The sequence below is a fragment of the Microbacterium sp. MYb45 genome (assembly GCF_002979655.1).
Lineage (GTDB): Bacteria > Actinomycetota > Actinomycetes > Actinomycetales > Microbacteriaceae > Microbacterium.
Genome location: NZ_PCPG01000017.1, coordinates 21,785 through 46,871, shown reverse-complemented (window position 1 = coordinate 46,871; position 25,087 = coordinate 21,785). Strand labels below are relative to the sequence as shown.

The window sequence follows — 25,087 nt, the reverse complement described above, 5'->3', positions numbered from 1 at the left end:
GAAGGGCGGACGCGTCAGTCCGCAGGTGCAGTCGTGAAGGATGCGGAGAAGTCCGCCACTCCCTCCGGCAGGAACGGGGTCGTGCCGACCTCGACGAGCGGGTCGTCCTTCGTGTGGTTGCTCCACGGCTCCGGGAGCACGCGGAGCAGGAACTTCTCGATCTCGACGATGGCGCCCGCCTCGGGGTTGACCGTCAGGCGGAACCGGGCGTCGTCGGTCTCGTAGACGAGCACCTTGTCGGCCGTGGCACCCTCCTCGACGGTGATCCCCTCAGCCAGAGCGAGCGCCTCGAGGAAGGTCGCTCGATACTCGGGGGATGCGGTCAGGATCGGAACCGACCACAGGAGCTCGTTCAACATGTACTCGGCGGCCGGCATCTCGTACTTCTCTTCGATGCTCTCGTACAACCCGTTGGTCTCCGGCTCTCCGTCCTGAGGCATCTTCGCCGCCTCAGCCTTCTCGGCGATCAGCCGGTCTTCCATGCCGCTCTCCCACGCGGCGAGGAATGCCGCGGGTTCGGACGGGAAGTCGGAGGTGGGAACGGGGAGGTCCTCGACGAAGGCGTCATACGTGTGAACCTCAGCGAGCGTCCGAGGCTCCTTCCCGATCGGATACGAAGAGCCGTAGTACGACGTCCACGCCGCATGGGCGGCCGCCTCATCGCCGAAGATCTCGGAGGCGTGGAACTCCGTGTGAGAGGTCTCGGAGAACTTGCGATCCGGTGTGCTGAGATAGCTCGCGCTCGACTCGGTGACGACGGCAGCGGTCGCATCCGACCTGAGGTTTCCGAACGGCAGGAACTTCTCGTTCGGGCCGCCGATCATGCCCAGGTGCCGCGTCGTGATCGTCACTTCCATCGGCGCGGCGACGGCGGCGCGGATGGAGGCCGCGGTCTCGTTGAGGTACGTCGATGCTGAGGCCGCTTGCGGCTGGCCGACGACTCCCGGGGGAATGAGGACGGTGGCTGTGACCGCCACCGCGGCGACGGCCGTGCCTGCCAGTGCCACCGCGACGATGCGTCCGAGGGGGCGTCGGCGTCGTGACCGGGCGATCTCCTGGTGGAGGGCGCGACGGGGAGCCTGCGAAGACGCGGGGTAGGTGGGCTTCATCTCGCGCACCGTGTCAAGGATGTCCATGGATGATCTCTTTCTCAGCAAGTCGGATGTGTGCGGTCGCGGGCCGGGGCTCATGCGGAGCCTTCGGCGGTGGCGACGGCGGTGGGGCCGCGAGTTTGGTGCGGATGCGGCTCAGCCTCGATCGCACCGTGCCGACCGGGATCCGCAGCGCGGCGGCGATCTGCTCGTAGGTGAGGTCTCCCCACGCGTGCAGGAAGAGGACTTCCCGGTCGCGGGCGGAGAGGGCTGCGATCCGCGGATAGAGGCGCTCGATCTCCCCGGCCGCATCGAGCTGCGCAGTCGATCGATCGTGGTCGTCCGCGGCGATCGGGTCGCTCTGGGCGACGGACGCCTGTAGAGCTCGCCAGTGCTGGGCCTGCGCGCGGCGATGCTGGCCGAGGACGTTCGTCGCGATGCCCATCAGCCACGGCAGCGCCGATGGCCTGGACATGTCGTAGCGCCCGCGCTTGCGGAACGCGATCAGGAAGGTCTCGCTCACGACGTCGTCTCTCGCCGCCGGTCCGACGCGGCGGGCGACATAGCCGGAGACCGCGTCGATATGTCGTTCGAAGATCTCGGAGAATCGCTCCGCGGCGTCGAACGATTCACGGATGATGTCGTTGTCGTTGCTCACACTGGTTATTCGTCTCCCGCCGGCATCCGGTTCCATCCTGACCCGGAATTGAGTCGTGACGATCGACGGGATGTCCGCGCACCTGGAACGGGCGGGCTTCGCGGTCGTCGACAGCGGGACCCGTGTGCAGGACGGTCGTCGCGCCCATGCGTCGATCAGCGTGGTCGCCGTCTGAGGAGTCTTCGTCCTCGTCGACAAGCCTCGGCAGTGTTCGAGGCTGATCCGCTTGCGCTGACGACCATCCTCCCGGCTATGCTCGTGATTGCTATAGCAAACGGGAAGTGCATCCGACCCACTTCAGCGCCGAGAGGGACACATCATGACCGAATCCGCACGCAGCGTCGTGGTGACCGGCAGCGGAAAGGGCATCGGTCGCGCCATCGCCGAGCGACTGACCGCCGACGGATGGATCGTCGTGGGGCTGGAGCGGTCTCCGGGGTCGGGCACGCTCGAGGAGGGGATCGTGGCCGAGGTCGTTCTCGGGGACGCCTCCGACCGCGCCGTCCACCAGCGGGCCGCAGAGGCAGCGATCGCACGGGCACCCCTGGCCGGCTGGGTGAACAACGCCGGCATCACGAAGCACACCCCGCTGCACGAGCTCGATGAGAGCGTCGTGCGCGAGATCCTCGACATCAACGGCTTCGGCTACATCTGGGGCTGCTCGACCGCAGTATCGGCCTTCATCGATCAGGGCCTCGCCGGAGCGATCGTCAACGTCGGCTCGATTCACGGCCGCGCCAGCCACCCCGACCACGCGGCCTACGAGTTCACCAAGGGCGGCATCGACGCGCTGACCCGCAGCGTGGCGGTGAGCTACGGCCGCCTCGGCATCCGCGCCAACACCGTGGCCCCCGGCGGTGTGCGCACGCCGCACCTCGAAGCCAAGATCGCCGCAGCGCCCGACCCGGCCGCCGAGGAGCGTGGACTCGCCGAAGGGCCGCCGATGGGACGCATCGCCCGCGCCGAAGAAGTGGCCGCGGTGACCGCCTTCCTGCTCTCCGACGAGGCTCCGTACCTCAGCGGCGAATCGATCGCGGTGGACGGGGCGTGGACGGCATCCTTCGGCGATGTCGACGTCGACCCGGCGCTGGCCGCGCGGTTCCGGCGGGCGTGAGCGCCGGCGGGGTGACGCGGGCGACTCAGCGGAGGATCGCGGCGTCGTCGCGCTGAAAGCGGCTCCGGTACTCGCTGGGAGTGAGGCCGTAGAGCGCGCGGAAGCGCCGGCTCGCGTAGTTCGCGTCGTCCCATCCGACGGCCTGGCCGACCTCGGAGACGCTCTTGTCGGTGAGCGCGAGCTGCGTCGCGGCCGCTTCGCCCCGTGCGCGGGTGAGCCACGCCATGGGGGAGATGCCGACATGCGTCTTGAACACCCGGTGCACCACCGCGGGCGAGAAGTTCGCGACCCTGCTCAGGTCGGCGATCGTCCAGCGCGCGCTGAGATCGTCCTGCATCAGATTCATCATCGTGATGACCGAGCGCGCGATCGTGCTATCCGTCGCCGGCTGCGGGGAGAGCGCAAGGGTGCTGAAGGAGTCGAGCACGCAGGTCGCCAGGCCGATCAGCGTCGGCGCGTGAACCGTGCGCGAGTGCTGCGTGATCTGTTCGAGCCAGCTCAGCACCCGCGCGCACGACTCCTCGTCGAACTCACCGAGATTGGGCTCCCCTCCGAGGAGCGCACGCGCGAGATCGGGATACTCCACGATCCACGAGAGCTCGCGGAGCAGCAGCTCGGGGGCCAGGTAGAGGTTGAAGGTCCACAGCTCATCGGTGTCACGATAGGCGTGCCAGGAGCCGGGACGGATGATGATGACCGACCCGCGGGCGATGGGCAGACGCCCCTCACGTGTCACGTGCACCCCGGTTCCCCGGGACACCACCGCGATCTCCAGGTAGTCGTGGGTGTGCTCGGGGATGCCGCCCAGAGCGGGCACGTCGTTCGAGGCGATGGGGAGGGCACCGGCGCGGAAGACCTCGTAGCGCTGGATGGAGGGGTAACGGACGACCACCACCCCACACTGACATAGCGGACCTCATCGGAGAAGACACCCGCGAGGATCGTGCTAGTGATGAACAGCATCGTGCTGGCAGCGGCACGGAGCGCCGGACAGGATTGTCGATATCCCCCGCTGGGCGACGACGCGAGAAATCAGGGAGCAGTACACGCATGTTCAATGCCGAACAGAAGACCGCACCACCGATGAGGAGTGCCTTCGCACCCGCTCGTCGACGGCGGTGGCGTGGAGCGCACGTTCCGCTCTGGTTCATCGTTCCCGCGCTCCTCCTCTACGCCTTCGTCACACTCGTGCCCTCGGCACGCGGCACCGTCTTCGCCTTCTCGGACTGGGACGGGATCAGCGCCGACTTCGACCTCATCGGGTTCGGCAACTTCGTCGAGGTGTTCACGGACCCGCTCGCGACAGCGGCGCTGGTGAACACGTTCGTGTTCGCCGCGGTCACGATGGTGCTGCAGAACGGACTCGGCCTACTGCTCGCACTGGCGCTCAACACGGTCGTCAAGAGCGGTGGGCTGCTGCGCACGATCTTCTTCGCCCCGGTGGTCCTGACCCCGCTCGTGTGCGGATACATCTGGAGCTACCTCCTCGCGCCGACGGGCGGCGTCAACGCCGTGCTCGGAGCCCTCGGACTCGACTCGCTGCAGCAGAACTGGCTGGGGGATCCGCAGTTCGCGCTCGGCGCCGTCTGCGTCGCGTACCTGTGGCAGTTCACGGGCTTCTCGATGGTCATCTATCTCGCAGGTCTCAAGGCGCTGCCGTCCGAGGTGATCGAGGCCGCCGTGATCGACGGTGCGGGCCCCGTGCGCCGATTCTTCTCCGTCGTGCTGCCGCTCATCAACGGAGCGGTCGTCATCAACCTGCTCCTGACGCTCATCAACGGCCTCGCCCAGTTCGACCAGGTGTACGCGATGACGGGCGGCGGGCCCGCGCGGGCCACGGAGACCATCTCGACCGTCGTGTACAAGGTCGGATTCCAAGGAGGCGACGTGCCCTACGCCACCGCGCTCGCCACCGTGATGGCGATCGTCGTCGCGGTGCTCGCCACAGTCCAATACCGCCTCACTTCGAAGCAGGTCGACCGATGATCAACCGATACACGGGGCGCACCCTCACGCTCGAGATCGCACTGTGGGCAGTCGCGGCCGTCTTCCTGCTGCCGCTCTTCGCCCTCGTCAACCTCTCGCTCAAGGCACCGCACAACCCGACCGGCGCGTTCGTCATCTCGGGCCAGTACAGCGTCGAGAACTTCGGCCGCGCGTGGGAGGACGGCCACCTGGGCGCCGCTCTCATGAACAGCGCCGTCGTGGCCGTGGTCAGCATCGTGCTGGTGCTCGTGGCGGCCTCGCTCGCCGCCTATCCGCTGGCGCGGCTCGGTTCGCGCTGGTCGCGCGGGATGTTCTACCTGTTCATGGTCGGGCTGGTCGTGCCTGCGCAGCTCGGAGTGCTGCCGCTGTTCCTGAGCATCCGCGACCTCGGTCTCAACGGCAGCCTGCTCTCGGTGATCCTCGCCGGGGCCGGCAGCTCGATCCCGTTCGCCGTGTTCATCATCACCATGTTCCTGCGCGAGAGCCCGCGCGACTTCGAGGAGGCGGCATCCCTCGACGGATGCGGTCCGATCCGCACCTTCTGGCACATCGTGGTCCCGCTGCTGCGGCCCGCGATCGGCACCGTCGCCATCCTCAACGTGATCTCGATCTGGAACAGCTTCTTCATCCCGCTGCTGTTCCTCTCCGGAACCGGCAACGAGACACTGCCCGTGCGCATCAGCGGATTCGTGCGCACGTATCACGCCGACTGGCCGGCGGTCTTCGCCGCGCTCCTGATCTCAGCCGCCCCGATCCTGATCGCGTACTTCTTCCTGCAGAAGTACATCATCCAGGGATTCGCCGGCGGTCTGAAGGGCTGAGCCCTCAGCCACCCCCTGCCCCACCCTGCCCCACCCGAGAGGAAAACCCGCATGTTACAACGCAGTGCACCCGCGGCGGCTGTCGGCATCGTCGCCGTCCTGGCCCTCACCGCCTGCTCGACGTCAGACGAACCCACGAACACGGGATCGACCGGCGATCAGAAGACGCTCACCATCGCCACCGACAACGTCGCTCCGTTGGAGGCGGTCGTCGAAGAGTTCGAGGCAGCCCACCCCGACATCACCGTCGAGATCCAGGACGGTGGCAGCGACTATCCGACCTTCCTCCGCACGGGTCTCGCCGCCGGCACCGCCGCCGACGTCATCCGCACGTTCCCCGGCGCCGGCAACGTCGTGAGCGTCGTTCCGCTCGACGAAGCCAGCCAGCTCGTCGACCTCAGCGGGGCCGAATGGGCGGGCGAGCTGTCGCCCACGCAGAACAACCTCTTCAGCAACGACGACAAGCTGCTGTCGGTGCCGATCGGCGCGCTCGGCCTCGGGCCCGTGTACAACGACCAGACGATGGAGGAGCTCGGCCTCGAGATTCCCGAGACCTACTCCGAGGTGCTCGACCTGTGCGCCGCCGCGAAGGACAACGGCAAGGTCGCGTACACGATGTTCCTCAAGGGCGGCAGCTCGATCCCGAGCTACGCCATGCTGGCGCCGCTCCTCTATGGCCCGAACCCCGACTTCACCGTCGAGCAGATCGCGGGCGACCAGTCCTTCGCCGACTCGGAGTGGGTCGACGCCTTCGCCATGCAGCAGGAGATGCTCGCCGCCGGATGCTTCAACGAGGGGCCGACCGGAACCGAGTGGAACGTCTCGTTCGAGCAGGTCGCCACCGGTCAGGCGCTCGCCACCTTCGCGTTCTCCGACACCACGTCGCTGGAAGACGTGGCTCCGGAGGGCGCGACCTTCTCGATCGCCCCGTTCCCGGTCGACGACTCGGGTGACAACTACCTCGCCGCCGCCGACTCCTCGGGCTTCGGCATCAACGCCAAGTCGGACAACCAGGATGCCGCGAAGGTGTTCATCGACTTCCTCGCGACAGCGGATGCGCAGAACGCCTACGCGACCGCGTCGAAGGGGGCGCCCTCGCTCCCGAACGACTCCTTCTCGCCGGACAGCCCGAACCAGGCGACGGTGCTCGAGTATGTGGTTTCGGGCAAGACGGCGACCTGGCCCGACCAGGGATGGCCGGGGACGGCGACCCAGCTCGAACTGAACGAGGTGACTCAGACGGTCATCCTCGGCTCCGATTCGCCTGAGGCCGCGGCCGAACGGCTCGATGCGGCCTTCGCCAAGGACCTCGCCGACAACTGAGCACGTGAGGTGGCGGGCCATGACCGGCCCGCCACCCGCGCTGCCCGTCCTCACGGAGAACGAGCTGATGCCCCACACCTTTTCCCGCCTGCGCGTCAACGGGCTCGATTCTCCACTCGGGGTCGACTCGACGTCGGTGCGTCTGAGCTGGAGTGCCGACCAGCCGCTGCGGCCCGACGACCTCATCGTCATCGAGCTCGACAGCGACTCGGCCACCGATCACCTGCACGTGCTGAGCGCCGATGCGCGGTCGATCGTGCTGCCCCGACCGGCAGGCCGGCTCGTGCAGTGGCGGGTGGGAGTGCGGCGAGAAGGTCGAATCGCGTGGGATGCCCCGCGCGGCTTCACCACCGCCCCCGATCTCGAATCGACGGGGGCGCAGTGGGTCGCCCATCCCGCGGTGGCGCGCGCTCGCGCCGAGGGTGATGACCGCACGGTGTGGTTCGCCTTCGACATCGAGTCCCGCGCCTCCGACACCCGCACGCTCCTTCACCTGGCAGCCGCCGGGGTGGTCGAGGTGCGCGTCGACGGACGTCTGCGGCGCGACGGCCTGCTCGGCCCCGGTTACAGCGACCTGCGCACGGAGGCGTCTGCGGCGACGCACGACCTCGGCCTGCTCGCCCCGGGGCCGCACACGGTGACGATCGAGATGGCATCGGGTCCGTACTGGATCTCGGACGACCCCGCGCGCTACCGGAAGTTCGCCGCGCAGCATCAGGCTCCCCGCCTGCTCGCCGCGATCGAGCAGTTCGGAGCGAGCCCCCGCGTCGCGACGACCACGGCGGGGCGTACGCGCACCGGCCGCGGCGCGACGCTCGCCGCGCACTGGTACGGCGGCGAGGACTACGACGCGGGCGTCCCCGAACCGTGGGAGCACGGCGCCGACACGGTCGCGGTCGCGGCCGGCGCCCCCTCCCCGAAGATCTGGTGGCCGGAGCATCCGCCCCTCGCCGTGGTGGAGACGCGGGAGGCGAGCGCCGCCTGGGAGGGCTCGCGCGGACGTGTCGTCGACTTCGGGGTCAATGTCGCCGGCGTGCCCGAGGTCCGGTGGCAGCCCGCCGCGGAGGACCGCGTCGTGGAGCTGCACCCCGCCGAGCTGATCAGCGGCGACGGCGTCGACCAGGACAGCACGGGAACGCCGATCTTCGACAGCGTGCGCATCCCGGCGGGAACAGCCGGCTCGTGGTCGCCCCGGTTCGGGTATCACGGCTTCCGGTACGTCGAGCTCCGAGGACCCAGCGCGGGGATCGATGTCTCCGCTCACGTCATCCGGGCCGCCAACATGCGCGCCGGCGGTTTCACGAGTGGGGAGCCGTTCCTCCAGCGACTGCACGAGGTCATCGACCGCGCCGTGCAGGGGAACATGCACAGCGTCTTCACCGACTGCCCGCACCGCGAGAAACTCGGCTGGCTGGAGCAGCTGCACTTCTGCTTCGACGCGATCGCGCGCGGCTACGACGTCGAAGCGCACCTGCGGGACATGTTGCATCACGCGAGGACGGCGCAGCTGCCCTCCGGCGCCATTCCGAACACCGTCCCCGAGTTCGTCGACTTCAGTGGGCACGCCTACCTCGACGACGACGATGCGTTCCGGTTCGACGTCAACTGGGGCGGCGTCATCGTGCATCTCCCACTCGCGCACTACCGGGAGTACGGCGACCGACGCGTGCTCGAAGACAACATCGCTGCCATGAAGGCGTACGTCGCCTATCTCGCAAGCCGTCAGGTGGCGGGGCTGATCGACTTCGGCCTCGGCGACTGGATCGCCATCGACGCCTCGGCCTCCCGCGAACTCGTGGCCTCGCACGGGTTCCTGCGCGTGCTCGAGTCCGCTGAGGTGATCGCGGAGATCGTGGGCGAGCAGGCGTGGTCGTCGGAGCTCCGGGCGCTGGCGGGTTCCGTCCTCCACGCGCTCCGGCGGCACGAGGCTCCCGGCGCCGATGCCAGTCAGACCGAGCTCGTGATCCTCACGGACATCGCCGAGAAGCGCGGTGACGACGCGGCATCCGACGCCTTCTTCGCGTCGCTGCTCGAGCGCATCGCGGCCGACGGCGACGCGTTCACCGTCGGCGAGGTGACCTTCGCGCTGCTCGTCGATCTGCTGCACCGCCGGGGTCATGCCGAGCTCGTGCATCGCACGATCTCGCGCACCGATGCTCCCGGCTACGGCATGCAGCTCGCCCGCGGGGTGACCGCCCTCGCGGAGACCTGGTCGGCCGAGAGGCTCACCGTCGGCGAGGGCTCCAACAACCACTTCATGCTCGGGATGATCGACCACTGGCTGCAGAGCGATGTCGCGGGTCTGCGCCAGAGCCCGACCTCCATCGCGTGGCGATCCGCCGTGATCGCGCCGGTCTTCTTGGCCGCGGTACCGAGCGCCGCATCGGTCTACCACTCGGTGCGCGGCACCTATCGGGTGGCATGGCACCGGGAAGGGGCGGGCGTGCGTGTGGAGATCGAAGTTCCGGTCGACGGGCAGGCGAGCGTGCTGATCCCCGGCGTCGCGGCGCATGACGTCGGCCCCGGTACGCACGTCTACTTTGCGGACGATGCCGACACGGTCATGGCCACGGCGGAGGTGAGCGCTCATGGTTGACGTGCGCTCCGGCACGCCGGCTTTCGTGTCGGCACTCGAGGAGGATCACGCGCTCCGCGCCTCGGTGCAGAGGCTGCTGCGTGACGACTACGAGGTGGCCGACGTGATGCGGAGCACTCTCGAGAGCGACTGGCCGGGAGACCTCGCCGGGCGCCTGCTGCTCTCGCTCTCCCGGTACGCGCGGGCCGGAATGCCGACCCTCGAGCGTGCGACGCAGCTGAACGAGGCGATGCTCGACGCGCTCGTGCCGCGCGGGTATCTCGGCCCCGAGGTCGGGGAGATCAGCGATGAGCAGCAGGTCGCCTGCCATGGGTGGGTGGCCGCGGGGCTGCTGCAGTTCTTCCACGTCACCGGCGACGAACGCTCCCGGCGGGCCGCGTTCCGCGTGATCGACGCGCTCATCGCCCCGGCTCTCCGGCGCCGTGACTACCCGTGGGCACGCATCGTCCCCACCTACGGCGGCGCGCCATCGGGCACCGCCACCGAGGTGATCGACGGGTGGGCCGTCTCGAGCGACGTGTGGTGCGTGCTGCTCTCCTTGAACGCCCTCGTGCCGGCGGCTCTCCTCAGCGGGCGCTCCGATCTCGCCGATCTCATCGTCGAGCTGACACAGACCGTGAGCACGCTGGATGTCGTCGCGCACCGGGCCCAATTGCACGCGGTGCTCGCCGCCGCCCGCAACCTCGCCGACTGGTCGGTCGCGACCGGCGACGCACAGGCCGCCGATGTCGCGGCCGTGCTCTACGAGACATACGCGCGCCAGGGCCGCACGCTCAACCACGCCACCTTCAACTGGTTCGGCCGCCCCGACAGCTGGACGGAGCCGTGCGCGATCGTCGACTCGATCGGCGTCGCGGGATCCCTCCACGAGCTGACCGGCGATGGCCGGTACCGAGTGGATGCCGCCCGCATCGCGCACAACGGGCTGTCCTTCGCCGAGCGCCTCGACGGCAGCTTCGGGCTCGACACGATCGCGACCGCGAGCGATCCGATCCTCGCGGCGGTCGAACCCGATGCGCACTGGTGCTGCACGATCCGCGGAGCGATCGGGCTGCTGGAGAGTCGGGAGACCGCAGCCCGGCTGCGCGGGGAGGCGCTGGTGGTCACCGACCTGTACCCCGGCACGCACGTGGTGCACACGGACGTCGGTGTCTGGCGCATCCGCCAGGAGACGTGCTACCCCGCAGACACGACGGTCGGGTTCACGGTCGTCGACGCGCCGGAGACGACCGGGGAGTTCATGATCGAGATCGCCGTCGAAGACGTGGTCCGCACCGTGACGCTCCCGGCCCGGATCGGGGCGACCGCGGTCGTCGAACTCGTCTTCGCGCCGCACCGCGAACACTTCGCGGGCGCGGATGTCGAGCGGGTGGGTCCGGTGCTGTGGGTGCGCGACGCACACGATCCCGACGCGCCGCCGCGGCCGCTCACCGACTTCGCGGGCACCTTCCCCGGCGTGGCCGGCCCCCGCCTGATCGTCACTCTCGACGTCGACGGGCGGCGTCGATAACAGCCGAACACCGGACCGGCACCGATGCCGGACGCTCAAAGGAGAGCACATGAGATATCGCAATCTGATCGGGGCGCTCGCCGCGGTCGCGCTCGTGGCCACGGGCGCAGTGTCGCCCGCTGTCGCCGCGGATGCCACCGCCGATGCGGCCACCGATGCCACCACCACCGGCGTGGCCGCCGCTGCCGCGACCGCGGCCACTACGCCGAATGTCGGCATCTGGTACGCCACCTGGTACTCGAAGGTCCCTGCACTGCCGATCACCTCCGCGACCGGCCACGGTGCCTCCAGTGCGAGCCAGTTCCTCGCCGATGTGAACGGCGACGGAAAGGACGATGCCGTCACGTTCGATGCCACGGGCGTGTGGAGGGTGGGGCTCTCGACGGGAACGGGGTTCGCGACCGCGACGGCCTGGGTGTCCGGCCACGGTGCCGGGTCGAGTGAGCGGTTCATGGCCGATGTCAACGGCGACGGCCGCGCGGATGCGGTCGCCTACTTCGCCGCCGACGGCAACGGCGACGGGCAGCCGGGCGACTGGTACGTCGCCCTCTCGTCGGGGTCATCGTTCCAGCAGTACACGCTCTGGAGGGCGAACACCGGGGCGGGTGCCAATGCGCGATTCGTCGCCGACGTGACCGGAGACGGCCGCGCGGATCTCGCCACGTTCACCAACGGTTCCGGAGCGGTGAACAGCGGCACGTGGCACGCCGGCGCCTCAACGGGCACCGGCTTCGCCGCCCCCACGACCTGGCGGACCGGTTTCGGCGGCAACACGACCCGCCAGTTCCTCGCCGACACGACCGGAGACGGCAAGGCGGATGCGGTGTACTTCGCCGCGTGGGATGGGTCCTGGTACACGACCCCGTCGACCGGTTCCGCGTTCGGAGCCCCCGCCGCGTGGACCACCACGCACGGCATCGGATCGAACGACCAGTTCGTCACGGACGGCAACGGCGACGGTTACGCGGAACCCTACGTCTACTTCCACGCCGACGTCACGGGTGACGGTGTGGGCGGCGACCTGATGGGCCGCGAATACGACCGCGCGCTCAAAGCCATCTCGCCGGAGAACATCGCGCTGCACACGGGGTTCGGGGTGGGGGCGACGCGCCTCCTGCAGGGCAACATCACCGGCGACCGCTACGGCTGGAAGGCGACCGTCGCCTTCACCGCCGGAGTCGGCGGCGGAACCTGGAACGCTCTGCGATATCGCTCGGCGGACAGCGTCTCCACCAACACCTGGGCGGGATTCCCCGGCAAGCCGGCGATCCGGTACGTCCCGTACACACTCGGCAGCTACCAGACGTACGACAGCGGCAACTCGGCGGTGATCGACGAGCATCTGAACACCATCTCCGGTGCGGAGATCGACTGGCTCCTGCTCGACGAGACGAACGGTCTGAACAACGTCAGCGGTGCCATCCTCAACCGGGCGGCCGACGTCGCGGCGCGCATCGCGGTGCACAACGCGCAACCCGCGAAGCGCGACATCCGATACGCCTTCGCCATCGGCCGGGTGCAGTGGACGGGCACCCCCGTGACGATCGAGCAGGAAGCGGCCCAGACCTGGGCAGAGTTCGCTGGTGACCCCACGATCGGCGGGCCCGAGCACTACCACCAGGTCGACGGGAAGCCGCTGCTCGTGGTGTACGCGCCGGTCTCGACGCAGAACGCGTGGCGCTCCTACACGGGTGACAAGAGCGCGTCGAACCACTTCACCGTGCGCTTCGCCTCGAACGCGCTGCCGGGTGAGTACGGCTGGCAGCTCGGCCCCGACGGCTCGCCGTCGAACGACGAGGTGATGCTCACCATGCCCGGGTGGAACAACAACGTGCCCGGCTACACCCCGGTCTCGCGTCAGAACGGGCTCTACTACATCGAGAAGACGTGGCGGCGGGTGCTCGACCGGCCGACGCCGCCCGAGAGCGTCGTGATCAACTCGTTCAACGAGTTCGCCGAGGAGACATCGGTGCAGATCGCCGACACGAGCGGTCTCGTGGCACCCGCCGAGAAGTGGACCAACACCGACGGCGTGATCGACAACTCGATGTACTGGAACATGACGAAGGACTTCGTGCGCCAGCTGAAGCATCCGGACGCCGTGCATCATGCGAAGTCCGACTTCGCCAGCACACAGGGGGCCGGAGGGTGGTCGTACGAGCAGTGGACCTACCCGAGCGGCTCACGGGTGATCACGCCGATGACGTGGGATGCCGCCAACACCCGGTGGAAGGGAACGGCCACCTGGACCATGGTCCGGTCCGACGCACAGCATCCGGATGTCGGAGCCGATGCCGCGCGCGTCTATGTCGCCCCGACTGCGGGCAGCACGGTGGTCACGGGCGTCGTCTCCAAGCCGCAGGCGGGTGGTGACGGAGTGGTCGTTCGCATCCTCAAGAACAACACTCAGATCTGGCCGACCGGCACGACGGGCACCACTCTGACGACTGCCGCGGCGCGCACGTTCCGGGTGCCGGTGACGGTCGCGGCCGGCGACCGTCTGGAGTTCGTCACCCAGGCGCGCTCCACCGCGGCGTACGACACGACGGCGTGGGACGCGACGGTCACCTACCAGTAGGCGACGAAGCGGGCACCCTTCTCGGTCGAGGAGGGTGCCCGCTACGTGGTGCGGTCTGTTACTTGCGAGGCGGGTTCAGCGGCAGCCACTGTTCGAGAGTCGTCTCGAAGATGTGCGCGCCCTCGACGGGGATGAGGGTGCGCTCCTCGATCACGGCGCCGTAGTAGGGAGCGGTGTCGTCGCGGACCACCGTGCGGGCGTCGCCACGGAACGTCAGCGCGCGCCGGGCGAACTCGTCCATGCCCATGGCCTCGGGGCCCGCGATCTCGAAGTCGCCGGCCGGTTCGCCCGCCGCAGCGCGCGCGACGGCGGTCGCCACGTCCTCGGCTGCGATGGGCTGGATCAGCGCGCCCGGCAGGCTCACAGTGTCGCCCTCCGTCGAGATATCGGCGATGCTGCCGACGAACTCGAAGAACTGCGTGGCGTGCACGAGGGAGTACGGGATGCCCGACTCACGGATGAGCTGCTCCTGCGCCACCTTCGCGGCGAAGTAGTCGATGTGCTGCGGGCGGTTCGTGCCCACGATGGTGAGCGCGACGTGGTGGGTCACGCCCGCCTCCGCCTCGGCTGCCAGCAGGTTGCGCGTGGAGGTGGTGAAGAACTTCAGGACGTCCTGGGCCTCGAACGACGGCGAGTTGGAGACGTCGACGACCGTGTTCGCGCCGACCAGGACCTCGGCGAGTCCTTCGCCGGTGAGCGAGTTGACGCCGGTGTTGGGAGAGGCGGCGACGGCCTCGTGGCCGTGCTCGCTCAGCTTCGCGACGACCTTCGAACCGATGAGGCCGGTTCCTCCGATGACGACGATCTTTGCCATTTCATGCCTTCCTTTCCGGGGCGCCGAAGGGGTGCCCATCAGCTATGACCGAGTGGCAGCCCTCGTTGTGACGGATGCCATCGCGCACGGTCTGGTCTTCAGACGGTCGCCGCGATACGCCACTCGTGGTACCTCGTGGGAGCGATCGTCGCGGTCGCTTCGGGGAGTAGATCGCGGTTCTGCAGACGCGCTCCGAAATAGGTGCCGAGAGGGTCCGCGACCACTTCACGCTCGTCCTGCCGGGCCCGGAGATCCTGGGCGGCGATCTGTTCGAGGCTGAAGACCTCCGGACCGCCGAACTCCACCATGCCGAAGAGCGGTTCGCCGACGGCCGTGCGAGCGACCGCTTCGGCGACATCGTCGGCGGCCATCGGCTGCACGAGCACATCCGCGACACGGACGGCGCCGCTGCGCGCCGCCTGGTCGGTGATGTTGCGGATGAACTCGAAGAACTGGGTGGCGTGCACGAGGGAGTATGGGCGTCGCGACTCGACGATCATCCGCTCCTGCTGTTCTTTCGCCACGAAGTAACCGCCCTCCGCACGGGCCAGACGGTCGGTGCCGACGACGGAGAGTGCGACGTGATGGCGGACTCCGGCGGCCTCGCCGTAGGTGAGCAGGTTCATCGTCGAGGTGTAGAAGAAGTCGCGGGCGGCCTCCTCGTCGGTGTACGACGAGTTCGAGACGTCGACGACGACGTCCGCGCCGACCAGAGCATCCTCCAGCCCTTCGCCGGTGTACGAGTTGACGCCGGTGGCGCGAGCGGCGGAGATGACATCGTGCCCGCTCGTTCGCAGCGTGCGGACGAGCCTCGTGCCGATCAGTCCTGTTCCGCCGATGACCGTGATTCGCATGTCTCTCCCTCGTTGCCGATGCCGGTTCCGGATCCTCTCCGTACGAACATGACCGCGCAGCCGCTCGCGTTGTGACACCGACCGACGGGCGGCGGACCGGCTCCGAAGATGTCGTCACATTCTTCGGCCTCACCTGGTCCTGGCTTGCAAGAGCCCATGATCGGTGACGATCCGGACCGGCTCGCACCCCACGAAAGGATCTGCCATGACCGACCATGTTCTCGAGCCCGAAGCCCGGGCATTCGCCGAAGCCGCAGGAAAGCCCCCGTTCCTCGCCGACCTCGGCGTCGACGGCGCGCGCACACTGCTGGACGACGTCCAGGCCGGGCCCATCGCGAAAGCCGACGTCACCGACGAGTGGGTCACCGTCCGCGCGGAGGTCGGCGACGTGCAGGTGCGCATCGTCAAGCCCGTCGGCACGACCGGGGAGCTCCCCGTCGTGCTCTACGTCCACGGCGGCGGCTGGGTGCTGGGCAACTCCGGCACGCATGACCGTCTGGTTCGCGAGCTCGCGAACGGTGTGCAGGCGGCGATCGTCTTCGTCGAATACGAGCGCTCGCCGGAGGCGCACCACCCCGTCGCCATCGAGCAGGTCTATGCCACCGCGCGGTGGATCATGAACGAGGGCGCGATCAAGGGCCTCGACGCCTCACGACTCGCCATCGCCGGCGACTCGGTCGGCGGGAACATGGCCGCGGTGGTCGCGATCCTCGCCAAGCGGCGCGGTGACGTCGTCTTCCTGCACCAGTCGCTGTACTACCCGGTCACCGATGCCGGCCAGAACACCGAGAGCTACCGCGAGTACGCCGAGGGATACCACCTGCGCGCCGAGGCGATGGCGTGGTTCTGGGACTGCTACCTGCCCGATGTGGAAGCCCGCAAGGACGTAACCGCCTCCCCGCTGCGCGCCCCGATCAGCGAACTCGAGGGGCTGCCGGAGACCCTCCTCATCGTCGACGAGAACGATGTGCTCCGCGACGAGGGTGAGGCATACGGTCGCAAGCTCATCGAGGCCGGCGTGCGGACGGCCCTCGTGCGCTACGACGGCACCCTCCACGACTTCATGATGCTCAACCCGCTGCGCAGCTCCGCCGCCACGACGGCCGCCATCGAGCAGGCCATCCACGTGCTCCGCAAAGCCCTGACCGTCGCCTGACCCCGCACCACCCACCCCGCCCCCGAAGAAAGAAGAAACCATGTCCACGGAAAAGCCCACCATCGTCCTCGTCCACGGCGCGTTCGCCGAATCCGCGTCCTGGAACGGCGTCATCAGCCGGCTGCAGAGCCACGGCGTGACGGTCGTCGCCGCCGCGAACCCGCTGCGCAGCCTCGCCGTCGATGCCGCCTACGTGCGCGATGTGATCGCCTCCATCGGCGGACCCGTCATCCTCGTCGGCCACTCCTACGGCGGCATCGTGATCACCGAGGCTGCGGCCGACAACCCCGCCGTCGTCGGTCTCGTCTACGTCTCGGCGTTCGTCCCGGAGACCGGCCAGAGCGCGTTCGACCTGTCGACGAGCGCGCCGGGAAGCACCCTCGGCGACACCCTCACCGCGTACCCCGTGACGACCGGTGGCAACGAGTTCGCCATTCGCACGGAAGCCTTCCACCACCAGTTCGCGGCAGATGTGGCGGAGGACGTCGCCGCCCTCATGGCCGCGACCCAGCGGCCCGTCACCGAGGCGGCGCTCTCGGATGCGATCACCGCCGCGAACCCGGCCTGGAAGGGCATCCCGTCCTGGCACGTGTTCGGCGACCAGGACCTCAACATCCCCGTCGCCGTCTTCCGCGCCGGTGCGGAGCGCGCCTCCTCGCAGGGGACGCGTGAGATCGCGGGGGCATCGCACGCCGCTCTGGTGTCGAACCCCGACATTGTCGCCGAGGTCATCGCCGCCGCCGGAAAGGCGTACGTCGCGAGCCAGACGTCGAGCGCGGCCTGACAGACCGCGGCGCCCCGCACTGCCACCGCGGTGCGGGGCGCCGCACCATCGGCCAGAGAAGGAATGACCATGACCACTGCCCCCTCCGCGTTTCCCGCCGCCAGCCGTGTCGATGCGGGAGACCTCTCCGTCGCCTACTTCGACCTCGGCGACCCGCAGGCGGATCCCGTCGTGCTCCTGCACGGCTACCCGTACGACGTGCACAGTTATGTCGAAGTCGCGCCTATGCTCGTCGAAGCCGGATACCGGGCGATCGTCCCGTATCTGCGCGGCCACGGCGGCACCCGGTTCCGCGATCAGGACGCGCCTCGGACCGGAGAGCAGACGGCGCTCGGGTCCGACCTCCTGGCGTTCATCGACGCCCTCGACCTGGACGAGCCGGTCCTCGCCGGGTACGACTGGGGCGGTCGCGCCGCCTGTGTCGTCGCGGCGCTGTGGCCCGAGCGGATCTCGGGCCTCGTTTCGGTGAACGGGTATCTCATCCAGAACATCGCCGCCTCTCAGACGCCGATCCGTCCCGACCTGGAAGCCGGATTCTGGTACTTCTGGTACTTCGCCACCGATCGCGGACGCCGAGGCCTCGACGCCAACCGACGCGAGATCGCCGACGTGATCTGGCGCCGCAATTCGCCGGAGTGGGCGTTCAGCGATGCCGAGATGGATCGTGCCGCCGCCGCGTTCGACAACCCCGACTACGTCGACGTCGTGATCCACTCCTACCGTCATCGGCTCGGACTGGCACCCGGGGCGCCGAAGTACGACGAGCTCGAGCGCGCACTGGCGTCGGCCCCGCCCATCAGCGTTCCGACGATCACGCTGGACGGCATGGCGGACGGCAACTTCCCGGCGACCGACGGCACGCCGCAGGCGCACCTGTTCACCGGCCCGCGCGAGCATCGCCGGATCCCGCACGCGGGGCATCACCTCCCGGCCGAGGCGCCCCACGCGTTCGCCCAGGCGGTGGCCGACGTCGCCGAACCGCCGGGAGACGGTGCCGGAACTCCGTGAGCCGAAGGTGCGCCGCCGTCAGGACGACGGCGGCGCACCATTCGCGACACGGAGGGAGCCGTGATCCTCAGTGCAGCTGATCGGTGGGCCGCACCAGGATCTCATTCACCGCCACATGATCGGGCTGCCCGAGGGCGTACACGACGGCCGCCGCGATGTCCTCGGGCTGGAGGGTGCGCATCGACTCACCGATGCGATCGGCCGCCTCCCGCATCACCGGGTCGGTGGTGTGGTTCACGAGCTCCGTGGCGACGAAGCCGGGCTCCACGACGATCGTCCGCACCCCGTACGGGGTCGCCTCCTGGCGGAACGACTCGGCGAACGCGGTGATGCCGAACTTCGTCGCCGAGTAGGCGGCAGCCCCGGCCGACGAGATGCGACCCGACGTCGACGACACCTGCACGTACGAGCCGTGCGACTCGATGAGGTGGGGGAGCGCCGCGTGGGCAACGCGCATCGAACCCAGCAGGTTGGTCTCCACCATCCGCACCCACTCGTCCGTGTCCGCGTTCAGGATCATGCCCGCGAGCATCAGACCGGCGTTGTTCACGAGGGCGTCGAGCCGACCGAAGCGGGCGACGACCGCAGAGACGACCTGGTCGACGGATTCCGGCTCGGTCACATCGAGCTCCATGGCCACCATCTCTCCTGGCGCTTCCTCCACCAGCGTCTGCAAGCGCTCGGCGCGACGTCCGGCCGCGACCACGATCGCCCCTTCATGGGAGAGGGCGAGGGCGGTGGCCCGGCCGATTCCCGACGACGCACCGGTCACGAGCACGACTTTGCTTCTGAGACTGCTTTCCATCTGCTTCTCCTGATCTTTTCTCGGACGCCAATGTGACCGCGAACCACTTCGCCCTGTGACACCTCGGAGGGGCTGTTCGCTCAAGGCCTGTCACAACCGGATCCCCCGCCCGGTCTCTGCTGTGGACAGGGCGATATCGCGCCCCACGACCCGGAAGGTGAACATGTCGACCATCAGCGAGCAGGCGTTCTCCCGCACTGACGCCGAGCGACGGCGCGAATCATGACCGATGAGAGGCCCGATGTCTCGGCCCTGAACAGCGCGGTCGGCACGGAGCTGTTCGTGCTGCAGTCGGCGGCGAGCTCGACGATCAGCGAAGCGGGAACGCGCAGTTCCATCTACCTGTCGACCCTGTCCAGCGGTCTGGTGGCCATCGGGTTCGCCGCGAACTCGCCCGCCCTGATCGGTATTCTCGCGTTCACCGTCCTGCCGGCGATCTTCGCGCTGGGATGGTTCACGGTCGTGAGACTCGTCGACACGAGCGTCGAGAACATCACTGCGCGTCGACGCATGGAGCGGATCCGCGAGTACTTCGTCAGCCTGCATCCGCGGGGCTCCGAGCTGATCGCGCTCGACGCGCCCCAGTCCGGCGAGCTCGGGGTGCGGTACGCGCGCTCCTCGTTCCTGTTCACCATGGCCAGCATGGTCGGCGCGGTGAATGCCGTACTCGGCGGTGCCCTCGTGACCCTGGCGCTCGTCGGGGTCTTCGGAGTCTCCGAGCTGCCCGCCCAGACCGCGGGCATCGTCATCGGTGCGCTCCTGCTGACCGCGACCCTGATCTACGAACGACGACGGATCCGGGCTGCCACGTGAAAGTTCTCCGACTGTTGTCACACTTCGAGGTGCTGTCCGGTCACTGTTGACGAGAACCCCCTGCGCGCACGGCGCGGGACCCAGGAACGGAGCGAGCGAGATGCGGATCGTCGTGTTGGGTGGGACCGGCCAGGTGGGCCGGATGGTCGTCGAGAAACTCGAACGTCGAGCTCAGGCGGTCGTGGTGGCTGCGCCGGCGAGCGGCGTGGATGCGCGCACGGGGCAGGGCCTCGATGCGGCGCTCGAGTTCGCCGATGCCGTGATCGACGTCACCAACGCCCCGGACGTCTCGGGCTCCGCCGCACGCGAGTTCTTCGAGACCACCACGCAGCGTGTGCTGGAGGCGGAGGAGCGCGCGGGAGTGAAGCATCACGTCGTGCTGTCGATCGTCGGCGCGGATCACGCCGGGGAAGACGGATACTTCGCCGCCAAGGGCATGCAGGAGATCCTCGTACGGTCGGGGCCGATCGCCCACTCCATCCTCCGATCCACGCAGTTCTACGACTTCGCGCGGAAGATCGCGGAGTGGAACACCGCACACGACACCGTGCATCTGCCACCGAAGCCCGTACAGCCCGTCGCGGCATCCGACGTGGCCGAAGCGCTGGTCGACCTGGCGATGGGGGATCCGCTCGGCGGCGCGGTCGACTTCGGAGGCCCCGAGCAGATGGCCCTCCCCGAGTTCGTGAGTCGCGTGCTCCGCGTCGACCATGACCCGCGCTATGTCGTCGAGGACGAGGACACCACTACCCTGGGCTTCAACATCTCCGGAGACCTGCTGCTTCCTCGGTCTCCGCTGCGTCTCGCGTCCACGACCCTCGATGCCTGGGTTCACGAAGAGGGCCGACGCCTGGTCGCAGGACTCCGATGAAGACAGGGGGGCGAAGGGCGTGACGATGGCCGAGAGCGGATTCGGTGAGACCGCAGACCTCGACGAGGCGGTACGGGTCTTCGACACGCACCGCCGACGACTCTTCGGCATCGCGTACCGGATGCTGAGCACGGTCGCCGATGCCGAAGACATCGTGCAGGAGACATGGATCCGCTGGCAGAACACGGATCGCAGCAAGATCCAGGAACCCGTGGCGTTCCTGACGACGATCACCACCCGGCTCTCGATCAATGTGCTGCAGTCGTCGCATTCGCGGCGGGAGACGTACATCGGCCCGTGGCTTCCCGAGCCCGTGAACACCGATGACGATCCGGCGCTCGGCGCCGAACGGGCGGAGGCGCTGCAGTTCGCGATCCTGTTGACGCTCGAGAAGCTCACCCCGACCGAACGGGCGGCGTACATCCTGCGCGAGGCGTTCGACTATCCGTACCCGCGCATCGCCGAGGTGATCTCCGGCAGTGTCGTGAGCGCGAGGCAGCTCGTCAGCAGGGCACGGGCGCACCTGTCGTCCACGCGCAACGCCCACGTCGACCCGGTGGCGCAGCGTCGGCTGCTCGAGGCGTTCCTCACGGCCGCCCAGAAGGGCGATGCCCACGAGCTCGAAGCCCTCTTCACGGCCGATGTCGTCAGCTACACCGACGGCAATGGCACCAAGCTCGCCGCCCGCATCCCGGTGGTGGGTCGCGGGCGCGTGGCGCAGTTCGTCGCGGCGTTCGCGCACCACTTCTGGATCGGGAAGACGATCGACTGGGTGCAGGTGAACGGCCAGCCCGCGGCCACCCTCGTCGAGGGCGGCGAGGTCACGACCATGGTCACGGCGACCACGTCGAGCGAGGGCATCCTGCAGCTGCTCTGGGTGATGAGTCCGCAGAAGCTCGGGCACGTCAACGCGGTCACCGCATGACCCGCAAGCACTACCCGGCGTGGCTGCGCCGGCGCCGTCATGATGCTGCCGATGCCGACACCATCGAGACTTTCGGAAGTGCACTCTGCGCACTGGACGAGGACGCGATCCGGGCGCTGCTCCACCCGGAGGTCGTGGTGGTCATCGACAGCGGCGGTCACGTTCCGACCGGTCCGATGCCGGCGACGGGGCCGGAGGCGGCCGCGTCGGAGCTGCGTGCGCTGATGACGCCGGGGACCTTCATCGCCACCGCGTCGGTCAACGGTGTGCCGGGCCTCACGCTGGTTCGTGGGGAGCGCATCGTCGCCGCGCTCACGGCCGAGATGCGATCGCATCTGCTGTCCAACATCTGGATCGTGTGCAACCCCGACAAGCTTCGGCACTGGAATCGATAGGCACGTCCGCGTGCGGTGACGCTTCTCCGCCCGTCAGGGAATCGGCACCGCGCGGTCGGCGCCGAGGCGCTTCATGACCATGGTCGAGGTGAGCCGCTGCACGCCGGGGAGCGCTCCGAGGGTGCTGTCGTAGAGCTCCTGGTACGCGCTCATGTCGCGGGTGAGGATGCGCAGCATGTAGTCGGGGTCGCCGAACAGGCGCTGTGCCTCGGCGACCGCGGGGATGGCCACGACCGCCTCTTCGAACGCGACGATGGTGTCCTTGTCGGTGCGCCCGATCGTCACGAACACGATCGCCTCGAACGTGAGCCCGACCGCCTTCGGAGCCACCACCGCGCGGTACCGCTCGATCGCCCCGGACTGTTCCAACTCCTTGAGCCGTCGATGGCAGGCCGAGAGGCTCAGACCGACCTGCGAAGCGAGGTTCGTCGCGCTCATCCGGCCGTCATCCTGCAATAGCGAGAGAATCTCCCGGTCAAGTGCATCCATGGCGACAAGTCTTGCAGGATTCAGCCGTCAGCACGCGAAGAATCGAAGCACCTTTCGCGGGATCCTTCGTAGTCTCTTCCTCGGATTGAGGAGGACCGATGGATATCGCACTGGTCATGCAGTTCTGGCTGGTCGCGGTCATGCTCGCGCTGACCCCCGGTGCCGACTGGGCGTACGCGATATCGGCCGGGCTGCGCGCCCGCTCGATCGCACCCTCGATCCTCGGGATGCTCGCCGGCTACACGGTGGTAATCGTCGCCGTCGCGCTGGGGCTCGGCGCACTCGTCACCGCGTATCCCGTCACGCTCACGACCCTGACCGTGGTCGGTGCGCTCTATCTGATCTTCCTCGGCGCGACGACGCTCGCCAGCCGCCCGGCGCCGATCACCGAGAGCGGGGAGCCGATCGCGACCGGCGGATGGTCCCAGTTCCTGCGCGGGTCGGGAGTGAGCGGCATCAACCCCAAGGGGCTGCTGCTCCTGCTCGCTCTGCTGCCGCAGTTCACGAGTCCGGACGGCTGGTCGTCGACGACGCAGATGCTCGCGCTCGGCGGACTGCATCTGCTCAACATCGCCGTCGTCTACACGACGGTCGGACTGCTCGCCCGCCGCCTGCTGCGCACCCGCCCACGCGCGAGCTCGTTGGTCACCCGCCTCGCCGGCATCGCGATGACCGTCATCGGTGTCGGGATCCTCATCGAGCAGGTGTTCGAGTGGTTGTGAGCAGCGCTTAAGCACGGTGCTCGGCGGCGCCTCGATCGAGAGGTCGGCGTAGCGTCGGACACGGATCCATCTGCAGGCGAAGGGAACCGGTGACGGGAATGGCACGCACGACCACGGCCCTCCGTCTGCTGCTGCCGGCGTTCCTGCTCGGCGCGATCATCGCCATCTCGTTCCTGGAGGCGCCGCTGAAGTTCCTGGCGCCGGGCGTCACGATCCCGATCGGGCTGGGCATCGGGCGGCTCGTGTTCACGGCGTTGAACGTGCTCGCGGGCGTGGTGCTGATCGTGCTCACGGTGGTGAACGTGCGCGCGCGGGCAGGGCGCGCGACGCTGAGCATCCTCGGGTCGATCTGGTTCGTCTACCTCATCGAGGTCGCCGTCATCCGCCCCGTGCTGAACCAGCGCAGTGACCTGGTGATCGCGGGACTCGCCGCCGCCGGGACCAACTGGGCGCACTACGCGTACATCGTGGCCGATGTGACTCTGGTCGGCCTGCTGATCGCCCTGATCGTCGTGACCGTGCGGAAGGTCCTGCCGCGCGACGTCCGCTGAGCTCCCGCGTCAGGGGCGGACGCGCACCGTTCGGCCTTCGAACGACACCAGGTCGCCGTCGCGCAGCTGGCGTCCGCGGCGTCGGTCCACCTCGCCATTGACGGTCACGTATCCGTCGATGATGACCTCTTTGGCGTCGCCGCCCGAGTCGAGGAGGCCGGCGAACTTGAGGAACTGTCCGAGGCGGATCACTTCGCCGCCGATGGAGATGTCGTCGATCGGTCCGGAGGTGCTCATCCCTGAATGCTAGCCGTCGCCGTGTCCGCCCCGGCGCATGACGATGCCGCCGCCTCGGGGGAGGGGCGGCGGCATCGGGAGTATCGGACGTCGCAGGACAGCCCGGGGACGAGGCCCTCGGTTCAGTCGATGTCGGTCCCGACGACGGCGAAGTCGGCGCTGAAGTCGATGTCGATCGAGCGGTTGTCCGATGTGAGGACCGACGCGTCGTAGGGGCTCACGTCGTCGCCGTCCACATCGAGGTCGGTGATCATGCCGTCGGCCTCCGCGAGCGCGGCGTCGACCAGCGAGCGGATCGTCGCGTCGTCGAGGGTGAGCGCGGGACCGGTGTCGTCGCCGTCGGCCGGATCCGTCTCGATCACGGAAGCGGCGAGGGTCTCGTCGACGCGGACGTCGGTCTCAGTGCCGTCGGCGGTCGTGAGCTGCACCTCCCAGGTGCCGTCACGCTTCGCGTCGATCGACGTGACCTCGCCCTCGGCGGCGCCTCGTGCGGCATCCGCGATCTCGATGAGCTCGTCGGCCGATGCCGTGCCGATGCCGGTCACCGGACCGCGGTCGTTCGACGAGCCGTCGTCGTCGTCGCGGCGGTCGTCGCGATCGCCGTGGGGCGCTCCCTCGTCGTGACGCGGGCCGTCCGACATCGCGGGCCGGTCGTCGTCATCGCCGAACTCATCGCCGATGGCCGCCCCGACCGCGATACCGCCGCCCGCGAGGATCACGGCCGCCGCGATGCCGCCACCGATGAGGAGTGCACGCTTGCGCCCGGGGTTCGGCGCGGATGCCGCGGGGGTGGCGACCGGCTCGGCCGCGGGGAACGTGGGGTGCTGCCCGACACCGGCTGCCGGCGTGGCCGCGTCCGCAGCGGGGGTGACCGGAACGGTCTGCGCATCCGGGGTGCTCGCGGGGGTCTGGTCGGGAGTCTGGTCCGGGGTGGGTGTCTTGTCGTCCATGTCCCGATGGTCTCGCGTAGGCGCTGAAGCCTCCCT

General features: G+C 68.7%; 25 protein-coding genes. 16 read left to right on the top strand and 9 right to left on the bottom strand.

The features are described 5' to 3' along the window. Window positions 1-14: 14 nt before the first annotated feature. Together CQ034_RS17880 and CQ034_RS17875 are read right to left on the bottom strand one after the other, a co-directional pair. On the bottom strand, window positions 15-1,136 hold the full coding sequence (locus tag CQ034_RS17880; protein WP_105712132.1) for a hypothetical protein: 1,122 nt from the start codon (window positions 1,134-1,136) through the stop codon (window positions 15-17). Further along, complete coding sequence (locus tag CQ034_RS17875) at window positions 1,123-1,749, bottom strand: RNA polymerase sigma factor (protein ID WP_219860811.1); 627 nt, start codon at window positions 1,747-1,749, stop codon at window positions 1,123-1,125. The genes CQ034_RS17880 and CQ034_RS17875 overlap by 14 nt, the downstream gene beginning before the upstream one ends. 319 nt (window positions 1,750-2,068) lie before the next feature. On the opposite strand from CQ034_RS17875, the gene CQ034_RS17870 reads away from it, so the two are divergent. Next, window positions 2,069-2,863, top strand: coding sequence for an SDR family NAD(P)-dependent oxidoreductase (locus CQ034_RS17870; protein ID WP_105712130.1), 795 nt, complete (start codon window positions 2,069-2,071; stop codon window positions 2,861-2,863). A gap of 25 nt (window positions 2,864-2,888) precedes the next feature. On the opposite strand, the gene CQ034_RS17865 is transcribed toward CQ034_RS17870, so the two are convergent. Then, the gene (locus CQ034_RS17865) at window positions 2,889-3,755 is read right to left on the bottom strand and encodes an AraC family transcriptional regulator (RefSeq protein ID WP_167635406.1); all 867 of its coding nucleotides are present in this window, start codon (window positions 3,753-3,755) and stop codon (window positions 2,889-2,891) included. Window positions 3,756-3,913: 158 nt separating this feature from the next. Between CQ034_RS17865 and CQ034_RS17860 the strand changes: the two genes are divergently transcribed. Genes CQ034_RS17860 through CQ034_RS17835 form a run of 6 tightly spaced genes read left to right on the top strand, consistent with a single transcriptional unit; the run spans window position 3,914 to window position 13,677 of the window. After that, on the top strand, window positions 3,914-4,849 hold the full coding sequence (locus CQ034_RS17860; RefSeq protein ID WP_258134263.1) for a carbohydrate ABC transporter permease: 936 nt from the start codon (window positions 3,914-3,916) through the stop codon (window positions 4,847-4,849). Next, a complete protein-coding gene (locus CQ034_RS17855; protein ID WP_197021093.1) occupies window positions 4,846-5,670 on the top strand; it encodes a carbohydrate ABC transporter permease in 825 nt (274 codons plus the stop codon). Before CQ034_RS17860 ends, CQ034_RS17855 begins: the two co-directional genes overlap by 4 nt. Before the next feature lie 51 nt (window positions 5,671-5,721). Further along, complete coding sequence (locus CQ034_RS17850) at window positions 5,722-6,993, top strand: ABC transporter substrate-binding protein (RefSeq protein ID WP_105712129.1); 1,272 nt, start codon at window positions 5,722-5,724, stop codon at window positions 6,991-6,993. 19 nt (window positions 6,994-7,012) lie between these two features. After that, window positions 7,013-9,589 carry a family 78 glycoside hydrolase catalytic domain gene (locus CQ034_RS17845; RefSeq protein WP_146114876.1) on the top strand — a complete coding sequence of 859 codons (2,577 nt, stop codon included), beginning with the start codon at window positions 7,013-7,015 and terminating at the stop codon, window positions 9,587-9,589. Next, the gene (locus tag CQ034_RS17840) at window positions 9,582-11,099 is read left to right on the top strand and encodes a hypothetical protein (protein WP_105712127.1); all 1,518 of its coding nucleotides are present in this window, start codon (window positions 9,582-9,584) and stop codon (window positions 11,097-11,099) included. Before CQ034_RS17845 ends, CQ034_RS17840 begins: the two co-directional genes overlap by 8 nt. A 49-nt stretch (window positions 11,100-11,148) precedes the next feature. Then, window positions 11,149-13,677 carry a VCBS repeat-containing protein gene (locus CQ034_RS17835; protein WP_105712126.1) on the top strand — a complete coding sequence of 843 codons (2,529 nt, stop codon included), beginning with the start codon at window positions 11,149-11,151 and terminating at the stop codon, window positions 13,675-13,677. A 58-nt stretch (window positions 13,678-13,735) separates the two neighbouring features. On the opposite strand, the gene CQ034_RS17830 is transcribed toward CQ034_RS17835, so the two are convergent. Continuing rightward, window positions 13,736-14,491, bottom strand: a complete 756-nt coding sequence (locus tag CQ034_RS17830) for an SDR family oxidoreductase (protein WP_029264289.1) — start codon at window positions 14,489-14,491, stop codon at window positions 13,736-13,738. Between the two features lie 98 nt (window positions 14,492-14,589). After that, a complete protein-coding gene (locus tag CQ034_RS17825) occupies window positions 14,590-15,345 on the bottom strand; it encodes an SDR family oxidoreductase (RefSeq protein ID WP_029264290.1) in 756 nt (251 codons plus the stop codon). Window positions 15,346-15,550: 205 nt separating this feature from the next. Here CQ034_RS17825 and CQ034_RS17820 point away from each other — a divergent pair, with 205 nt between their 5' ends. The 3 genes from CQ034_RS17820 (at window position 15,551) to CQ034_RS17810 (ending at window position 18,293) form a co-directional block, all read left to right on the top strand. Then, window positions 15,551-16,501, top strand: a complete 951-nt coding sequence (locus tag CQ034_RS17820; protein WP_105712125.1) for an alpha/beta hydrolase — start codon at window positions 15,551-15,553, stop codon at window positions 16,499-16,501. Between the two features lie 40 nt (window positions 16,502-16,541). Next, the gene (locus CQ034_RS17815; RefSeq protein WP_105712124.1) at window positions 16,542-17,285 is read left to right on the top strand and encodes an alpha/beta fold hydrolase; all 744 of its coding nucleotides are present in this window, start codon (window positions 16,542-16,544) and stop codon (window positions 17,283-17,285) included. Window positions 17,286-17,354: 69 nt separating this feature from the next. Beyond that, window positions 17,355-18,293: an alpha/beta fold hydrolase gene (locus CQ034_RS17810; protein ID WP_258134262.1), complete on the top strand. Its 939-nt coding sequence runs from the start codon at window positions 17,355-17,357 to the stop codon at window positions 18,291-18,293. 67 nt (window positions 18,294-18,360) lie between these two features. Here the strand turns inward: CQ034_RS17810 and CQ034_RS17805 are convergent, their stop codons facing one another. Further along, window positions 18,361-19,098 (bottom strand): SDR family oxidoreductase, encoded by a 738-nt coding sequence (locus tag CQ034_RS17805; protein WP_105712122.1) that lies wholly within the window; start codon window positions 19,096-19,098, stop codon window positions 18,361-18,363. A 222-nt stretch (window positions 19,099-19,320) separates the two neighbouring features. On the opposite strand from CQ034_RS17805, the gene CQ034_RS17800 reads away from it, so the two are divergent. The 4 genes from CQ034_RS17800 (at window position 19,321) to CQ034_RS17785 (ending at window position 22,102) form a co-directional block, all read left to right on the top strand. Beyond that, window positions 19,321-19,911, top strand: coding sequence for a hypothetical protein (locus CQ034_RS17800; protein ID WP_105712121.1), 591 nt, complete (start codon window positions 19,321-19,323; stop codon window positions 19,909-19,911). Between the two features lie 100 nt (window positions 19,912-20,011). Next, entirely contained in the window at window positions 20,012-20,782 is a 771-nt protein-coding gene (locus CQ034_RS17795; RefSeq protein ID WP_105712120.1) for an SDR family oxidoreductase, read from the top strand. Window positions 20,783-20,807: 25 nt separating this feature from the next. Then, a complete protein-coding gene (locus CQ034_RS17790; RefSeq protein ID WP_105712119.1) occupies window positions 20,808-21,707 on the top strand; it encodes an RNA polymerase sigma-70 factor in 900 nt (299 codons plus the stop codon). Next, window positions 21,704-22,102: a siderophore-interacting protein gene (locus CQ034_RS17785; RefSeq protein ID WP_105712118.1), complete on the top strand. Its 399-nt coding sequence runs from the start codon at window positions 21,704-21,706 to the stop codon at window positions 22,100-22,102. Before CQ034_RS17790 ends, CQ034_RS17785 begins: the two co-directional genes overlap by 4 nt. 33 nt (window positions 22,103-22,135) lie before the next feature. Here the strand turns inward: CQ034_RS17785 and CQ034_RS17780 are convergent, their stop codons facing one another. After that, window positions 22,136-22,591 carry an Lrp/AsnC family transcriptional regulator gene (locus tag CQ034_RS17780; protein WP_029264299.1) on the bottom strand — a complete coding sequence of 152 codons (456 nt, stop codon included), beginning with the start codon at window positions 22,589-22,591 and terminating at the stop codon, window positions 22,136-22,138. A 98-nt stretch (window positions 22,592-22,689) separates the two neighbouring features. On the opposite strand from CQ034_RS17780, the gene CQ034_RS17775 reads away from it, so the two are divergent. Together CQ034_RS17775 and CQ034_RS17770 are read left to right on the top strand one after the other, a co-directional pair. Next, a complete protein-coding gene (locus CQ034_RS17775; protein ID WP_105712117.1) occupies window positions 22,690-23,313 on the top strand; it encodes a LysE family translocator in 624 nt (207 codons plus the stop codon). Window positions 23,314-23,411: 98 nt separating this feature from the next. Then, complete coding sequence (locus CQ034_RS17770; protein WP_105712116.1) at window positions 23,412-23,864, top strand: hypothetical protein; 453 nt, start codon at window positions 23,412-23,414, stop codon at window positions 23,862-23,864. Between the two features lie 9 nt (window positions 23,865-23,873). Here the strand turns inward: CQ034_RS17770 and CQ034_RS17765 are convergent, their stop codons facing one another. Both CQ034_RS17765 and CQ034_RS17760 read right to left on the bottom strand, forming a co-directional pair. Then, window positions 23,874-24,101 carry an RNA-binding S4 domain-containing protein gene (locus CQ034_RS17765; protein ID WP_029264302.1) on the bottom strand — a complete coding sequence of 76 codons (228 nt, stop codon included), beginning with the start codon at window positions 24,099-24,101 and terminating at the stop codon, window positions 23,874-23,876. A 122-nt stretch (window positions 24,102-24,223) separates the two neighbouring features. Continuing rightward, window positions 24,224-25,051 carry a PepSY domain-containing protein gene (locus CQ034_RS17760; RefSeq protein ID WP_105712115.1) on the bottom strand — a complete coding sequence of 276 codons (828 nt, stop codon included), beginning with the start codon at window positions 25,049-25,051 and terminating at the stop codon, window positions 24,224-24,226. Between the last annotated feature and the right edge of the window lie 36 nt (window positions 25,052-25,087).

What these genes read in the sequence shown, in the direction of transcription:
- CQ034_RS17855 (WP_197021093.1), top strand. Translation starts at nt 4,846, where the DNA reads ATGATCAACCGATACACGGGGCGCACCCTCACGCTCGAGATCGCACTG.
- CQ034_RS17860 (WP_258134263.1), top strand. Translation starts at nt 3,914, where the DNA reads ATGTTCAATGCCGAACAGAAGACCGCACCACCGATGAGGAGTGCCTTC.
- CQ034_RS17770 (WP_105712116.1), top strand. Translation starts at nt 23,412, where the DNA reads ATGGCACGCACGACCACGGCCCTCCGTCTGCTGCTGCCGGCGTTCCTG.
- CQ034_RS17850 (WP_105712129.1), top strand. Translation starts at nt 5,722, where the DNA reads ATGTTACAACGCAGTGCACCCGCGGCGGCTGTCGGCATCGTCGCCGTC.
- CQ034_RS17880 (WP_105712132.1), bottom strand. Translation starts at nt 1,136, where the DNA reads ATGGACATCCTTGACACGGTGCGCGAGATGAAGCCCACCTACCCCGCG.
- CQ034_RS17845 (WP_146114876.1), top strand. Translation starts at nt 7,013, where the DNA reads ATGACCGGCCCGCCACCCGCGCTGCCCGTCCTCACGGAGAACGAGCTG.
- CQ034_RS17800 (WP_105712121.1), top strand. Translation starts at nt 19,321, where the DNA reads ATGACCGATGAGAGGCCCGATGTCTCGGCCCTGAACAGCGCGGTCGGC.
- CQ034_RS17760 (WP_105712115.1), bottom strand. Translation starts at nt 25,051, where the DNA reads ATGGACGACAAGACACCCACCCCGGACCAGACTCCCGACCAGACCCCC.
- CQ034_RS17835 (WP_105712126.1), top strand. Translation starts at nt 11,149, where the DNA reads ATGAGATATCGCAATCTGATCGGGGCGCTCGCCGCGGTCGCGCTCGTG.
- CQ034_RS17805 (WP_105712122.1), bottom strand. Translation starts at nt 19,098, where the DNA reads ATGGAAAGCAGTCTCAGAAGCAAAGTCGTGCTCGTGACCGGTGCGTCG.
- CQ034_RS17780 (WP_029264299.1), bottom strand. Translation starts at nt 22,591, where the DNA reads ATGGATGCACTTGACCGGGAGATTCTCTCGCTATTGCAGGATGACGGC.
- CQ034_RS17810 (WP_258134262.1), top strand. Translation starts at nt 17,355, where the DNA reads ATGACCACTGCCCCCTCCGCGTTTCCCGCCGCCAGCCGTGTCGATGCG.
- CQ034_RS17870 (WP_105712130.1), top strand. Translation starts at nt 2,069, where the DNA reads ATGACCGAATCCGCACGCAGCGTCGTGGTGACCGGCAGCGGAAAGGGC.
- CQ034_RS17820 (WP_105712125.1), top strand. Translation starts at nt 15,551, where the DNA reads ATGACCGACCATGTTCTCGAGCCCGAAGCCCGGGCATTCGCCGAAGCC.
- CQ034_RS17790 (WP_105712119.1), top strand. Translation starts at nt 20,808, where the DNA reads ATGGCCGAGAGCGGATTCGGTGAGACCGCAGACCTCGACGAGGCGGTA.
- CQ034_RS17795 (WP_105712120.1), top strand. Translation starts at nt 20,012, where the DNA reads ATGCGGATCGTCGTGTTGGGTGGGACCGGCCAGGTGGGCCGGATGGTC.
- CQ034_RS17785 (WP_105712118.1), top strand. Translation starts at nt 21,704, where the DNA reads ATGACCCGCAAGCACTACCCGGCGTGGCTGCGCCGGCGCCGTCATGAT.
- CQ034_RS17840 (WP_105712127.1), top strand. Translation starts at nt 9,582, where the DNA reads ATGGTTGACGTGCGCTCCGGCACGCCGGCTTTCGTGTCGGCACTCGAG.
- CQ034_RS17815 (WP_105712124.1), top strand. Translation starts at nt 16,542, where the DNA reads ATGTCCACGGAAAAGCCCACCATCGTCCTCGTCCACGGCGCGTTCGCC.
- CQ034_RS17825 (WP_029264290.1), bottom strand. Translation starts at nt 15,345, where the DNA reads ATGCGAATCACGGTCATCGGCGGAACAGGACTGATCGGCACGAGGCTC.
- CQ034_RS17765 (WP_029264302.1), bottom strand. Translation starts at nt 24,101, where the DNA reads ATGAGCACCTCCGGACCGATCGACGACATCTCCATCGGCGGCGAAGTG.
- CQ034_RS17775 (WP_105712117.1), top strand. Translation starts at nt 22,690, where the DNA reads ATGGATATCGCACTGGTCATGCAGTTCTGGCTGGTCGCGGTCATGCTC.
- CQ034_RS17830 (WP_029264289.1), bottom strand. Translation starts at nt 14,491, where the DNA reads ATGGCAAAGATCGTCGTCATCGGAGGAACCGGCCTCATCGGTTCGAAG.